The organism is Acinetobacter sp. YH12219 (assembly GCF_013417875.1).
Lineage (GTDB): Bacteria > Pseudomonadota > Gammaproteobacteria > Pseudomonadales > Moraxellaceae > Acinetobacter > Acinetobacter amyesii.
Genome location: NZ_VPDC01000002.1, coordinates 14,853 through 28,951, shown reverse-complemented (window position 1 = coordinate 28,951; position 14,099 = coordinate 14,853). Strand labels below are relative to the sequence as shown.

Here is a 14,099-nt window from a genome sequence, read left to right as displayed (position 1 = left end):
CATCTTATGAGCAATCAAGAGCCTAAAAAACCGCAAAAATTTGCAGACAGTGAAATTTCAGATAAGGCCTTTAAGCGTGCCATTATTTGGTTCTCGATCTATGTGCTTTTATTCTGTATTGGTGTAGCGTTTGTCGTTGGTGCAGATAATTCATATCTACCTTAAACGATAATCTATTCGCTTATTGCAACTCGCTATTGCATGTATATCTTACATTTCATGTTCGCTCATGATCAGTTCATAATGAATTGATCATTAAGCCAAATAATTTGGTTTTAAATTTAAAAAAAGCTTGTAAGTCTACATTTACAAGCTTTTTTGCATTTTTAAAGTGATCAAATTACAGCTATAAAATTACTTGCCCATCTGAATCGCTTATGCAGGACTTTGCTTTTTAACTTGGTGCTGTAGATGTGTTTGAATATATTCACCGTAGACCGACATTTTTTCAAAGATGTGTTCTGAATAAAACATGTCTTCTACCAAGACTTGCGCACGATCAAATTCATATAAACCCAATCGTTGTAAAATTTTCGCATTAATAAACGAAAATTTTTGGCATAAATCGATATATTGCTGATCTTTGTCTTTAAATAGCAGCTTTAACATATTGATTTGATTTAGATCAAAATCAATCTCTTCCGTTTTATCCGCCAAGACATGGATTTCAACATCTAAATATTCAGCAAGCTGATTTAATTTTTCTAAGTCGATATGTAGATGTGTAATACAAATGATTTTGGAAACTTTCGGATTACATAAGCTATTGATCAAACTAAAATAGAAGTATTCTGCTGGCGATAGTTGTTCATTATGTAGCTCAATGTAGACATTTAGTCCCGATAAAACATCATCAACTTTAAATGCGCTAAGTTTAGCCTCAGCATGATAATAACGATTCAATATCGCAACATTTTCAGGGCTTTGCGGTGTAGCGTACATCACCTTCTGATTCAAATTCGCTAGGATAAAAGGTGCAAATAAAAAAGCCGCATTTTCAGCCTTGGCGTGCATATGCTCCTGACAAATACTGACATAGCCCACTTGCTGTACTTGTCGTAAAATTCGACTGCGTAAAAGTACTGCTTCTAAATTAGTATGCTGTTGTTGCAACAGATGCAGCGTTGAATCTGTCAATGGAACACCCACCAGTAAATGTTGTAACAGTTCTAATTCACTGGCTTTAAACATAGTCAACTCCCTAACTTCCATACCATTTGACGCCACAAGTGTTGTGGTTAATGCACCTTATAAAAAATTCAAGCTTAAAACTAGATACAGTGAATTTGAAAAAACATATAACAGTACCGACCCATCTGTTATAAAAATATAATGCTGGGAAACTTTTACTGATATATTTATAACAGAATCTTGACTTGTTGATGACTATGTATAAATCGGAACAGCTCGCACAGCACCTACGTCAACTGATTGAAAATGGCACTTTAAAAGCGCACGAAAAACTCCCTTCTTTACGTGAACAAGTACAGTTGTCCGGCTTTAGTTTAATCACGGTCATGAATGCTTATCAGGAGTTAGAATCGCGTGGCTTGATCTATGCGCGCGAGAAATCTGGCTACTATGTGGCGCAAGGCTTAGTCGAAATAGAGGCTGAACAAACTCAAATCGTGTCCTTAAACACTCCTGTTGAAATTAACTCACTGGTCTTTAAGTATTTAAAATCGATACAAGATGAAAAAATCGTTCCATTGGGTTCAGCCTTTCCAGCTCAAGACATTGTTTTTTCTAAAAAGTTAACCCAAATCATGGGGCAAATCTCCAGGAATCCCAAAAGTTACGATGCCATTGATAATCTTCCACCCGGTAATTTAGCCTTACGTAAGTTAATTGCACAGCGCTATTGCATGCAAGGCATTGCCACAGATCCAGAGGATATTGTGATTACCTCAGGCTGTATGGATGCACTGAATCTTTCCTTACAGGCCATAGCCTCACCGGGTGATTATATTGTGTTACAGCAAAATATTTTCTATGGCGCCTTGCAAGCTGCTGAGCGCTTAGGCCTTAAAGTGGTGACCTTACCTGAACATCCACAAGACGGTTTTGATTTAACCGCATTTGAACATATTTTAAAAACTTATCCCGTCAAGATCTGCTGGCTGATGCTGAATTCGCATAATCCTGTTGGCTTCACAGTGAGTGATGAAATCAAGCAAAAAATTGCCGTGTTATTACACCAATATCATGTGCATTTAATTGAGGACGATGTGTATGAGGAAATGCATTATGCCTCTAAGAAGCCCGTTTCAATGAAATATTTTGACCAAAATAATATGGTCTTACATTGCTCTTCTTTTTCTAAAACGTTGGGCGCTGCATTTCGGGTCGGTTGGGTGCATGCGGGTAAATATTCTCAAGCGATTCAACACTTACAGCTTATGAGCACGATTTCCGTTAATACCTTATTGCAAAATGCCTTGGTGGAATTTATTTCAAATTATCATTATGAAAAACATTTAAGGGTCTTAAGAAAAAGTCTACAACAGCATAAATTACAGTTTTACCGTTATTTGGAAAGCCGCCTACCGACTGGATGCAAATTACAATATCATCCAAGTGGTTATTTTCTTTGGTTAAAATTACCAGAAAACGTTGAAAGTATGGCAATCTATGAAGCCCTAATTCACCAGCAGATCGGCGTTGCTCCAGGCCGTTTATTTAACGTATCAGAAGCCAAAACTCAATATATCCGTTTAAATTGTTCCTTTGCATGGAAGGATGAGATTCAACAGGCTTTAGATGCCCTCCTTAGTACAATCTCTGCACTTTCCTCAGATCAGATGAATATTTGACAATTTTTATTGTCATTATTATGCTCAAACGGATATTGTTCAAATACATATATTTGTTGTTGAGATAACAACGAATTCATTCAAAATTTACCAAAATTCAAAAAACAAATAGGTTCGTTCATGGAAGATCAAAAACACAGTCAACGCATACATGCCTTTAGTTCGGATGTACTCACAGATCTAGATGCTGTGGGGATTGCACAGCTCATCAAATCTAAAGAAGCCTCTGTACAGGAAATAACACAAGCGGCCATTGCACGTGCGGAACAAGTCAATCCGCATCTAAATGCCATTGAACTGGACTGTTTTCAACGTGCTTTAGAGAAAAATCAATATGTTGAACATGGTCTATTTGCGGGCGTCCCTTTTTTCTTTAAAGATAATCTAGATTATCAAGGATTGCCCTCACGCCATGGTTCAAAGGCCATAGGTTCAAAACCTGCCGACCGTAATCCTCAAATTAGCCAACAAATCTTAGATCAAGGTTTTGTCGTATTAGGCAAATCTAAGCTCCCTGAATTTGGTCTAAATGCCAGCACCGAATATAAAGATGGATCAGCCACCTATAACCCGTGGCATTTAAGTTATTCCTGCGGCGCATCTTCAGGGGGTTCCGCAGCTCTCGTTGCAGCCGGTGTAGTGCCAATTGCCCATGCCAATGATGGCGGTGGTTCGATTCGAATCCCTGCTGCATGCTGCGGTTTGATTGGATTAAAGCCTAGCCGTGGCCGTACTTTTGATAGTGAAGCAGCAGGCTCTCTTCCGATTAATATCATCAGTGAAGGTGTCCTAACCCGTAGCATACGAGATACTGCGCATTTCTATGCAGGAATGGAGTCAAGTTATTATAATAAAAAGTTGCCACGCATAGGCATGATTCATGGGCCTTCTAAACGTCGACTACGCATCGGCTTAGTCCCGCAATCGATTACAGGGCAAATAGATAGCGAAACAACTGCAACGTTAATGCATAGCGCAGCACTCTTAGAAAAATTAGGCCATCATGTTGAAGAACTTCAGTTACCTTTTTCCTTAAGCTTTGTTGAAGATTTCAGTGAATATTGGGGGATGTTGTCCTTTTTACTGAGTACATTTGGCAAGAAAATTTTTGGTGCTGACTTTAATCCAAAAGAGTTAGATCACTTAACCGTTGGTTTATCGAAGTTGTATAAAAAGAACTTTTATAAAACCCCGCTGTTTCTGTATCGATTAAAGAAAATGCAGCAGCAATATCGTGAAATCTTTAAGCATTATGACGTTTTGCTATCGCCTGTACTTGCACATACCACACCTAAAATTGGCTATTTGTCACCTCAATTACCGTTTGACCAGTTATTCGAACGTATACAGAACTATGTGACTTTTACCCCTATCCAAAATGTGGTGGGTGCGCCGGGTATGTCGATTCCTATGGGAGAAACGCAAAACGATGGACTACCGATCAGTATGCAAATATCAGCCGATGTCGGGGATGAAAAAACCTTGATCGAACTGGCGTATGAAATTGAAGAAGCTCAGCCATGGCGACGTATTCAGGATATGCCTCGAACTGCTTAACAGCCCAATCAAAGGTTTAAAAAAGGGAGCTGATTGGCTCCCTTTTTTATTCTCAGATCCGCAGCATAAGGCTTTGCAAGGGATAACTGTATTTGAATACAAGATACTTAATTAAAATGATACGTTAGTCCTGCATATACCGCCCGACCTTCACCCGGTGTTAAACGAGCAGGATCTTTGCCGGCATCGTTATAGCCCGGTGTAACGGTAGATGCATATTTTTTATTGCCCATATTTCTAAAATCCAACCACGCCATATACTGTTTTTGCGGTTGTATATAGCCGAACGATGATCCCCAAATTTGCCAATCTTTTGCGTAGAAACTATTGGCATAGTCTGTTGCGACCTTTGCGGCATAAAGTGTATTGACTGCGGCATAGAAGCCTAAAGGATGTTCGTATTTCAGTTCAGCCTGATAGATGTGTTTTGGTATCCCTGCAAGCTCATTTTTTCCAAAAACTGCATCATTTTTATAGTGAAAATCATTCAAGGTATAGGCTTGTTTCAGTTGAACTTGTCCATATTCATCATTTTGCCAAAGTGAACTGTTTAAACCGATTTCAAGCCCCTGATGGATGGTGTCTGAAGCATTCGATTCAGCAATAATCTTTTTAGGCTCTGATTGGATTTCAACGGCCAGTAGTTCATTTTTAACCTGTGAATAGTAATATGCAATATTCCATTCACCCAATGCATGTTGACCACGTCCACCTAGTTCAAGAGTATTCGCTGTCTGACTATTCAAATGAATCGGAGCACTTTGGCGTCCCGTTGCTGCGCCACTACCTTCTGGGAAGTATTGATCCGAACCCCAAATTAAAGCCCATGGATGTGGTGCTTCTAAGCTTCGACTGACATTGGCAAAGAGCTGTGTTTCAGGTTGAATTTGATAACGAAAACCTAGCGATGGCAGGACATTCCATTCACGAATATTTTCTTTATGGCTTTGCACAGGCCATGTCACTTCACTTTCACGGTGGATGTACGCCAAGGCGACACGACTATCGAGCCAAAACTGTGGATGTAGTGCCAAGGCATTGGCATAATGTAAAACATAGTCACCACCTTGGTAGGTATAATGCCGCGTTTCTGTACCCGCAGCATACGCGCCTTGCGCTACGCGCAAGCGCTCAATAACCTGACCATCAGGTAAATGCGTGGTACTACGAAAACCTAAAGTATTTTGACTTTCATGCCCACTCAGCGTTCGGTCAAATTGATAGTTGAATAAGGTGCTGATATCGTCATAGTCAACATCGGTACTATACAATCCTTCTTGCAAATCCATCGGATAATGATGATAGGCCAGACCCATCTGTAAACGATCACCTGATTCCAAGGTCATATTGGTTTTATTCGCCAACCAAAGACTTCCCGGCTGCGGGCGATTATTATTCAGTGAGATATTTAGGGGGACTGCTTGTTTGGGATCTTGTTCAATCTGCTGTTGGGTTAGACGTCCCGGTGTTTGGTGTTCAGTCTCTCGGTAACGCAAATAAAAACGTGTATCTAGGTTAGGATTTATTTGATAGCCCACATTGGCCGATAAACCTTTACTTTGGCTTGAGGAATGATCTTGAAAACCATCATCATCACTTTGCGTTAAGGACAGATAATAGTCTAAGTCACCGATTTGTTGTCCTGAGCTGATTTCACTTTTTTGATAACCGTGGCTACCCATTTCATGATGCACTGATAATTTTGCTGCATTTTTTCCGGTTGGGCTGGCATAGTTAATTAGACCACCCAAGCTTAATGCGCCACGTGTTAAACCATTAGCCCCCCGTAAAACCTCTATATGGTCTACCCACAGCGGCTCAAGCAGTTCATAAGGTGTTCCCCCTGGCCCTGTAAATGGCAAATCATCTAAGGTTACATACAACCCTGAAGCATGCGCCCCCGGTGCACGATTGATCCCCGAGCCACGTATCGACAGTTTCACCCCTTCATTTCCTGAAGATGCCGCGTATATCCCCGGTTGATTTTTAAATAAATCAGCATTTGTTCGCTTGGGTACATCTTGAATGTCTGCTGCAACGATCGCATTGGTTGCACCATTTACTTTAGTCAGTGCTTTTTTTATTTGATCATCCATTGAACTTTGTTCAACGTTAATGGTGATTTCAGGTAATACATTGCTATCTGCAACACTATACTGTGCCATTGCAGTAAGCATCATCAGGCTTAAAAGCTTAAGTGACGTGTTGTTATATTTGGAAAATTGAGGGACATCCATGATTGCGTCTTCTAAGTGAAACGAAATTGACGGCAAGGATTGTAGTGTGTTTTATCGTCATGTATGTATCAAAATATTTCAAAATTCATGATTTTTATCAATATCCTTCTTCGTATTTTTATATTCAAATGATTTGTTAAATGAAATAAAACAGATAATTATATTTTTTAGTCAAAAAATAAAAGTTTCTAAATAAGATAAAAGCCCTCAATCTGAGAAGATCAAGGGCGTGTATGGATTGAGAGTACGCATTCAAAGATTTTCGGAAAGTTAGATGTCAAATCCTGAACATACTTTCAATCACGCTCTCGTTAAATTGATATTGAAATTTCTAAGGCAATTTAAATTAAACAATTCTCTGTAAGGGCATTAGAAGTTGTACATCGCGACCGCATTGATTCGGTTATCTTCACCCTTAGTACTGCCATTTGGCGCAGCACCAAAAGCTTCACGTTCACCATAGACATATTCCAGACCTAAACTAATCGGCTTAACAGGGCTGTAAAATACATTTGCCCATGCTTGCCACAAGTTTTTATTGGCCTTGGTTTTATCGACTAATGAGTTGACATAATCTGCATTATTATCTGCTTTCATATAACCATAGCCCAATGTTCCGCGCCATTGTGCTGAAATTTGTTGAGTTAAACCTACTGTAATCGAGTCAAATTCATTGGTGGCGATGATGTCTTTATCCGCATTGGTCACAAAACCTTGGTTCGTCCATGACACAAAACTACTGTCGCCTTTGACATGGTAATAATCCGCTTTGAGCACTGTTTTATCCGTCAAATCTAGTTTTGCGCCCAGACCAAGCCCCCATGCAGTTTCTGTATCCGTATCCGTTTTCTTTTCAGCACCCATCGCACGTGCGCTTAACATCAGCGTATCTATCATTTTATAATTTAACCGCGCTGTTAATGCAGGCAAACGCATATTTGAGCTGTCATCCTTAGAATCTTCAGCAGCGAGTACAAGATTTGTCTCTGGACTAAATTTGTGACTATAGCGAACTTGTGGTGTACGTTTAACAGCACCACCGACATAGCCCAATGCATCAATGGTTTCAGGCATATAATCAGGTACAGCAAAGTTAGACCATGTTTGCCCCACCAACCAATCACCATAGGTCAAATAGGCATGACGAATCCTCAGTCCATCATTTGCGCCCAAAAAGTCGACTTCAATTTTACCGCCTACATCTCCCACTTGAGTTGGCGTTTTAAAGTCTAGTCCTAAACGTGTGGCAGCAAGTGTTGCTTTTAAACGATCTGAACTTTCAGCATTCCCTTCTAGCGGAACACTATTCATTTGGTTATATAAGCGAGATAAGCTGCCGCCTTCTGACTGATAAGATGCATCTGCACGCACATTGCCATACAAGCTAAACTCAGCGCCCGATTTGGTATTTAAACTCAGGCTCGGTGTTTGAGTCGGTTTTAGTGCTTGTGCAGCAACTACAGGTCGTTGTTTTACGTCTTTGATTTCACTCGACAAGATGTTTTGTTGTTGAACATATTGCTGCATCATGGCTTTTAACGCTTTGACTTCTTCACGCAACTGCTCAACTTCAGCTTCGCTGACTGCCGCATGTGTCCACATGGGGAACGCGGCTGCACAAGCTAGTATCATCGGTTTAATTTTAAAGGTTTTTTTGACTAAATTTAGCTTTTGAGTTTTCATCCTGACCTCGATTTGGGCGATGCCCTTTCCTGATTTTTTGTCACAATTTCCCACTAGCCCTCATGCTGTGCATCAGGGCCTGGAAACTTAAAATTTTGGGGTAATGTTAAATCTGTAAATGACAGCTTAATTTGCTGGATTTTTAATGGCTTGCGTATTGAGCTTTGGCGATTGACCTTGAGTGGACGCTTCTACCGATGCTTGCAAATTCACCATAAAGATCGCTAAAGCAGCAATGACACCGGGAATGGCTATCACCAAGAAGTTCATTTGATGCGGCAAATTCATCGTTAACAGCGCACCAGTAAGTACCGGTCCAACGATTGCACCAATTCGTCCAATACCCGATGCCCAGCCCATACCTGTAGAACGTACCGTGGTTGGGTAGTATTGTGCGACAAAGGTATAAAGTAGGATTTGCGAACCGATGGTAGCTGCTCCTGCTACAGCAATTAAGGTATACAGAACCATTTGCGGACTGTTAAAGCCCAGTAAGATTAAAGCCAATGCGCCACACATGAACATGATGCTCAGTACTTTTTTGATATGGAATCGGTCTGCCAAAGCACCACCACCAATAGCACCTACCATTCCACCAATATTCAGTGCAAAGAGGAAGATCATACTTGCACCAAGTGAATAGCCAGCTTGAATCATCAATTTTGGTAACCAGCTTCCAAGTGCATAAACCATCAATAAGCACATGAAAAATGCAATCCAGAACATGAACGTACTGAAACTACGGCCTTGTTGAAATAATGCTTTTAACGGAGCTTTGTCTTCTTCAGAAACTTCATTGAGTACAAATTGCGTATCTGTTGTGAGGACTTGTTCAGGGGCAATTTTTGAGACGATTGTTCGAGTCGTATCTGTTTTATGCTTTGAGGTTAAATACATCAATGATTCAGGGAGGAATTTCCAAATTAAAGGCAGTGCCAGACATGGAATAATCGCAATATAAAACATGATTTTCCAGCCATATATTGGCACTAACCAAGCTCCCAATAATGCTGAAGCCATACCACCAATGGCATAACCACTAAACATCAGTGCAACTAAGGTACTGCGTATACGTTTTGGCGCGTATTCTGTCATTAATGCCACAACGTTCGGCATAACGCCACCGATGCCTAGACCGGCAAGAAAGCGTAAAATACCAAACTCGACTGGCGTACTTGCAAAAGCGCCGCAGAAGGTAAAACCACTAAAAATACCGACACAGATCATAATGGTTTTTTTACGACCAATTTTATCGGACAGTGTGCCAAAACACATGGCACCAAACATCATGCCAAATAAAGCCGTACTTGCCAGTAAGCCGGCTTGTACCGCAGATAATGACCACTCTTGCATCAACAACGGTAAGGCAACGCCATAGATCACCAAGTCATAACCGTCAAAAATAATAATCAAAAGACACCAAATCAAAACACCCCAATGAAATGGCGTAAATTTGGCTTCATCAACCAAGGTATTAATATTAATTTTCTGGTTTTGCATAGCCCACCTCCTAATTGTGAAGCTTGTAAAATTCGCTTTTCACAATGAATAAGTCGGTGCTTAATGTCCAAAACCGATTAGGCATGTTTGTATACCTAAAAAGTTGAATACAAATTAATCCCTTGATTCCGCTTTATTTAAATAGATCATTTCATATGTGCAGTTCATCTGAACGTCTAGCGACAGCATACTCAAAACACAGCACGATCATAAGGAATCGCTTCTAAATCATATACTTGATAAACACTATCAAATAAACCACGAATATCTTCGCTTTCATCCATATTACGTACAGCCATAAATACAGGGCTGATCGCGGCTTCGTCTAAGATCGGAACAAAGGTTAAATGTGTTAATTGCACACTTTGGGCACTCATTGGGGTGATACAAACCCCTTCATTGGCTGCAACAAAGCCCAGTGCCAGTTGTAATTCACGTACTTCACGTACTTTTTTAGGTTCCAAACCATACTCTGAAAATATGCCACGCACTTGGGTCGAAAAGTTTGGTTTGTTGTGATTTGGATAAAAAATCAATTGCTGATCGATCAGATCTGCAAGATATATACCTTCCTTTTTTTGTGCAAAAGGATGACTGGCATGTAAGGCTACCACTAAGCGTTCTTCACGCAGTAAAACCCGTTTAATCGCGGGGTCTGAAATACGCAAACGCCCAAAGCCGACATCTATACGACCTTCTTTTAATGCTTTGATTTGTTCAGTGGTGGCCATTTCCTCCATTTCTATTTTTAAATGTGGGTGTTGTTGCTTAAATAAGTACAAAATATTCGAGAGTAAACCAAACAATAAAGAGCTCACAAAACCGATTGTCACTGTTCTTTCGGTCAAACCGATTCGTTTCGTCATCGATTTAATTTCTTCTGCATTAGACAAAAGTTTTAAAGCATGATGATAAAAAAATTGGCCTGCTTCTGTGGTCTTAAGCGGTCGGCTACCGCGTTCAAATAACTGAATTCCAAGCTCATGTTCCAAATTTTGAATCTGCCGACTCAAAGGTGGTTGAGCTATATATAGTTTTTCTGCCGCTTTGGTAAAACTCTGCTCTTCAACCACTGCGACAAAGTATCTTAAGTGTCTTAGTTCCATGGTTATCGATACCTATTAAGTATAATAAAATGCAAATTTGATCTTCGACGTGAAGATTTTATTCTTTTAAGGTATATCACATAGACAGGATTAAGCAAATTTAATCCCATCCAACAGATCAAAAACATCGTGCAGCGCATTACCTGAAAGAAGCTTCAGCCGCTACACGAAACAACTTAAAAAGTATTGTTAGACAACCAAACAAGGAACGTGGCAGCCAAAGACCTCTTTTATCGAGTGATAGCCACCCATACTTAAATGCATACTTAAGGAGATATTGTATGAACCGTCAAGAGATTGATGTTCTGGTTAAACAAATGAACGTAGATACAGCGACAGGGCCTGTTGACCAACGTGTACAGCAAGTTGTGGTCCGTTTATTGGGTGATTTATTCCAAGCGATTGAAGATCTAGATATTACTCAAACTGAACTATGGAAAGGTCTAGAGTATTTTACAGATGCAGGTCAAGCGAACGAATTAGGTCTTTTAGCCGCTGGTTTAGGTTTAGAGCACTACCTTGATTTACGTGCCGATGAAGCTGATGCGAAAGCAGGTATTACAGGTGGTACACCACGTACCATTGAAGGCCCTTTATATGTAGCTGGCGCACCTGAATCAGTTGGCTTTGCTCGTATGGATGATGGTACGGAAACCGATAAAATTCCAACTCTGTTTATTGAAGGTACAGTAACAGATACCGAAGGCAACATCATTGAAGGCGCTAAAGTTGAAATTTGGCATGCCAACAGCCTGGGTAACTATTCTTTCTTTGATAAGTCACAATCTGACTTTAACCTTCGCCGTACGATTCTTTCTGACCAAGACGGTAAATATGTTGCACAAACCACGATGCCAGTTGGTTATGGCTGCCCTCCAGAAGGTACAACTCAATTTGTTTTAGACAAATTAGGCCGTCATGGTAACCGTCCATCACATGTACATTATTTTATCTCTGCACCAGGTTACCGCAAGCTAACCACTCAATTCAACATCGAAGGTGACAAATACCTTTGGGACGACTTTGCCTTTGCAACTCGTGATGGTCTGGTAGCAACTGCTGTTGATATCACAGACGAAGCTGAAATTGCGCGTCGTGGTCTAAACCAACCGTTTAAGCACATTAGCTTTAATGTTGAGTTAGTTAAAGAACAAGCCGCAGCACCAAATACTGAAGTTGATCGTCGACGCGCTAGCGCTTAATTACTCACTCAAAGGAAGCCGAGCTGTCTCATCCAAGTTTGACAACTCGGCGACTATCCCCTCATTGGACAGTCGGAGAATGGACATGCCACGTATTCCTGTAATTAACACCAGCCATCTAGATCGTATTGATGAACTTCTTGTCGATAATTTTGATACTGGTGAATTTAAACTGCACCGCTCAGTATTTACCGATCAAGCGTTGTTTGATCTTGAAATGAAATACATTTTTGAAGGTAACTGGGTGTATTTGGCACATGAAAGCCAAATTCCAAATAACAATGATTATTACACGACTCATATCGGTCGCCAGCCCATTATCATTGCACGTAACCGTAATGGTGAACTGAATGCCATGATCAATGCCTGCTCACACCGTGGCGCACAGTTATGTCGTTATAAAAAAGGCAATAAAGCAACCTACACCTGTCCATTCCATGGTTGGACTTTTAATAACTCAGGTAAATTGCTCAAAGTTAAAGACCCTGCCGAAGCGGGTTATTCAGATTGCTTTAACCAAAATGGTTCACATGACTTGAAAAAAGTCGCGCGCTTTGAAAGTTATAAAGGCTTTTTATTTGGTAGCTTAAATCCTGATGTGCCAAGCCTTGAAGAATTCTTAGGTGAAACCACCAAAATTATCGACATGATCGAAGGTCAGTCGGAAAACGGTTTGGAAGTTTTACGTGGTTCATCTACCTATACCTATGAAGGTAACTGGAAACTGACAGCTGAAAATGGCGCAGATGGCTATCACGTATCAGCCGTGCATTGGAACTATGCAGCGACCACTCAGCACCGTAAAGAAGCACAAGCGGCAGATAATATTCGTGCCATGAGTGCGGGTTCTTGGGGCAAGCAAGGCGGTGGTTCTTATGGTTTTGACAGTGGTCACATGTTGTTGTGGACACAATGGGCTAACCCAGAAGACCGGCCAAACTTTAGCAAAGCCGATGAATATACCGAAAAATTCGGCGCACCGATGTCGAAATGGATGATCGAGCGTTCACGTAACCTATGTCTTTATCCAAACGTCTATTTGATGGATCAATTCGGTTCACAAATTCGAGTTTTACGCCCGATTTCTGTCAATAAAACTGAAGTCACCATTTACTGTATCGCCCCTGTCGGTGAAGAGCCAGAAGCACGTACACGTCGTATTCGTCAATATGAAGACTTCTTTAATGCTTCAGGCATGGCAACACCTGACGATTTAGAAGAATTCCGTGCCTGCCAAGCAGGTTATGCAGGGATTGAACTGGAATGGAACGACATGTGCCGTGGTTCAAAACACTGGATTCATGGACCGGATGATGCAGCCAATGAAATTGGATTAAAACCTCTATTAAGTGGCATCAAAACCGAAGATGAAGGTCTTTACCTTGCTCAGCATCAATATTGGTTAAAAACCATGAAACATGCCATTGCTGAAGAAAAAGAATTGGCAGAACAAGTCGCAAATGAACAAGGAGATGTCGCATGAATGCAACTGCACATTTAGACAGCGTAAGCATTGAAGCTGTATCTCAGTTCCTCTACCGTGAAGCGCGTTTTTTAGATGATGAACAGTGGGATGAATGGCTAGCGTGCTATGCCCCAACTGCATCATTTTGGATGCCAGCTTGGGATGACGACGACCGCCTAACGGAAGATCCACAGTCTGAGATTTCTTTGATTTATTATCCAGACCGTCAAGGTTTAGAAGACCGTGTCTTCCGCATTAAAACTGAGCGTTCATCTGCCACGATGCCGGATACACGAACTAGCCACAACATTAATAACGTAGAGATTGTTGAACGTGATGGCGACAAAGTCACGGTGCGTTTTAACTGGAACACCTTAAGTTTCCGCTACAAAACCAACTATAGCTACTTTGGCATGTCACGTTATGAAATTGATTTTTCAGGCGAGCAGCCAAAAATCCTCAGTAAATATGTTGTTCTTAAAAACGATTATATCAACCAAGTTATTGATATTTATCACCTATAAAAGCTTATTTCA

At 40.7% G+C, this 14,099-nt stretch carries 11 protein-coding genes; 6 read left to right on the top strand and 5 right to left on the bottom strand.

Translation table 11 applies throughout. The features are described 5' to 3' along the window. Nucleotides 1–6 precede the first annotated feature (6 nt). Nucleotides 7–165, top strand: a complete 159-nt coding sequence (locus FTV04_RS01370) for a hypothetical protein (RefSeq protein WP_180088265.1) — start codon at nucleotides 7–9, stop codon at nucleotides 163–165. A 210-nt stretch (nucleotides 166–375) separates the two neighbouring features. Here FTV04_RS01370 and FTV04_RS01365 read toward each other — a convergent pair whose 3' ends face one another. Continuing rightward, complete coding sequence (locus FTV04_RS01365) at nucleotides 376–1,191, bottom strand: hypothetical protein (RefSeq protein WP_180088263.1); 816 nt, start codon at nucleotides 1,189–1,191, stop codon at nucleotides 376–378. Between the two features lie 197 nt (nucleotides 1,192–1,388). On the opposite strand from FTV04_RS01365, the gene FTV04_RS01360 reads away from it, so the two are divergent. Continuing rightward, nucleotides 1,389–2,813, top strand: coding sequence for a PLP-dependent aminotransferase family protein (locus FTV04_RS01360; protein WP_180088470.1), 1,425 nt, complete (start codon nucleotides 1,389–1,391; stop codon nucleotides 2,811–2,813). A 120-nt stretch (nucleotides 2,814–2,933) separates the two neighbouring features. After that, the gene (locus tag FTV04_RS01355; protein ID WP_180088261.1) at nucleotides 2,934–4,370 is read left to right on the top strand and encodes an amidase; all 1,437 of its coding nucleotides are present in this window, start codon (nucleotides 2,934–2,936) and stop codon (nucleotides 4,368–4,370) included. A gap of 107 nt (nucleotides 4,371–4,477) precedes the next feature. Here the strand turns inward: FTV04_RS01355 and FTV04_RS01350 are convergent, their stop codons facing one another. From FTV04_RS01350 to FTV04_RS01335, 4 genes are all read right to left on the bottom strand, one after another. Then, complete coding sequence (locus tag FTV04_RS01350; protein WP_180088259.1) at nucleotides 4,478–6,607, bottom strand: TonB-dependent receptor domain-containing protein; 2,130 nt, start codon at nucleotides 6,605–6,607, stop codon at nucleotides 4,478–4,480. A 369-nt stretch (nucleotides 6,608–6,976) separates the two neighbouring features. Continuing rightward, on the bottom strand, nucleotides 6,977–8,290 hold the full coding sequence (locus FTV04_RS01345) for a DcaP family trimeric outer membrane transporter (protein WP_180088257.1): 1,314 nt from the start codon (nucleotides 8,288–8,290) through the stop codon (nucleotides 6,977–6,979). 126 nt (nucleotides 8,291–8,416) lie between these two features. Further along, nucleotides 8,417–9,790 carry an MFS transporter gene (locus FTV04_RS01340; RefSeq protein ID WP_180088255.1) on the bottom strand — a complete coding sequence of 458 codons (1,374 nt, stop codon included), beginning with the start codon at nucleotides 9,788–9,790 and terminating at the stop codon, nucleotides 8,417–8,419. Between the two features lie 191 nt (nucleotides 9,791–9,981). Further along, nucleotides 9,982–10,896: a LysR family transcriptional regulator gene (locus tag FTV04_RS01335; RefSeq protein ID WP_180073804.1), complete on the bottom strand. Its 915-nt coding sequence runs from the start codon at nucleotides 10,894–10,896 to the stop codon at nucleotides 9,982–9,984. Between the two features lie 281 nt (nucleotides 10,897–11,177). Here FTV04_RS01335 and catA point away from each other — a divergent pair, with 281 nt between their 5' ends. The 3 genes from catA to benB all read left to right on the top strand — a co-directional run bounded on the left by catA (nucleotide 11,178) and on the right by benB (nucleotide 14,087). Further along, nucleotides 11,178–12,098: a catechol 1,2-dioxygenase gene (catA, locus tag FTV04_RS01330; protein WP_078193335.1), complete on the top strand. Its 921-nt coding sequence runs from the start codon at nucleotides 11,178–11,180 to the stop codon at nucleotides 12,096–12,098. 85 nt (nucleotides 12,099–12,183) lie between these two features. Beyond that, complete coding sequence (benA, locus tag FTV04_RS01325; protein ID WP_180027181.1) at nucleotides 12,184–13,581, top strand: benzoate 1,2-dioxygenase large subunit; 1,398 nt, start codon at nucleotides 12,184–12,186, stop codon at nucleotides 13,579–13,581. Continuing rightward, nucleotides 13,578–14,087 (top strand): benzoate 1,2-dioxygenase small subunit, encoded by a 510-nt coding sequence (gene benB, locus FTV04_RS01320; RefSeq protein ID WP_168379612.1) that lies wholly within the window; start codon nucleotides 13,578–13,580, stop codon nucleotides 14,085–14,087. Before benA ends, benB begins: the two co-directional genes overlap by 4 nt. The last annotated feature ends 12 nt before the right edge of the window (nucleotides 14,088–14,099 follow it).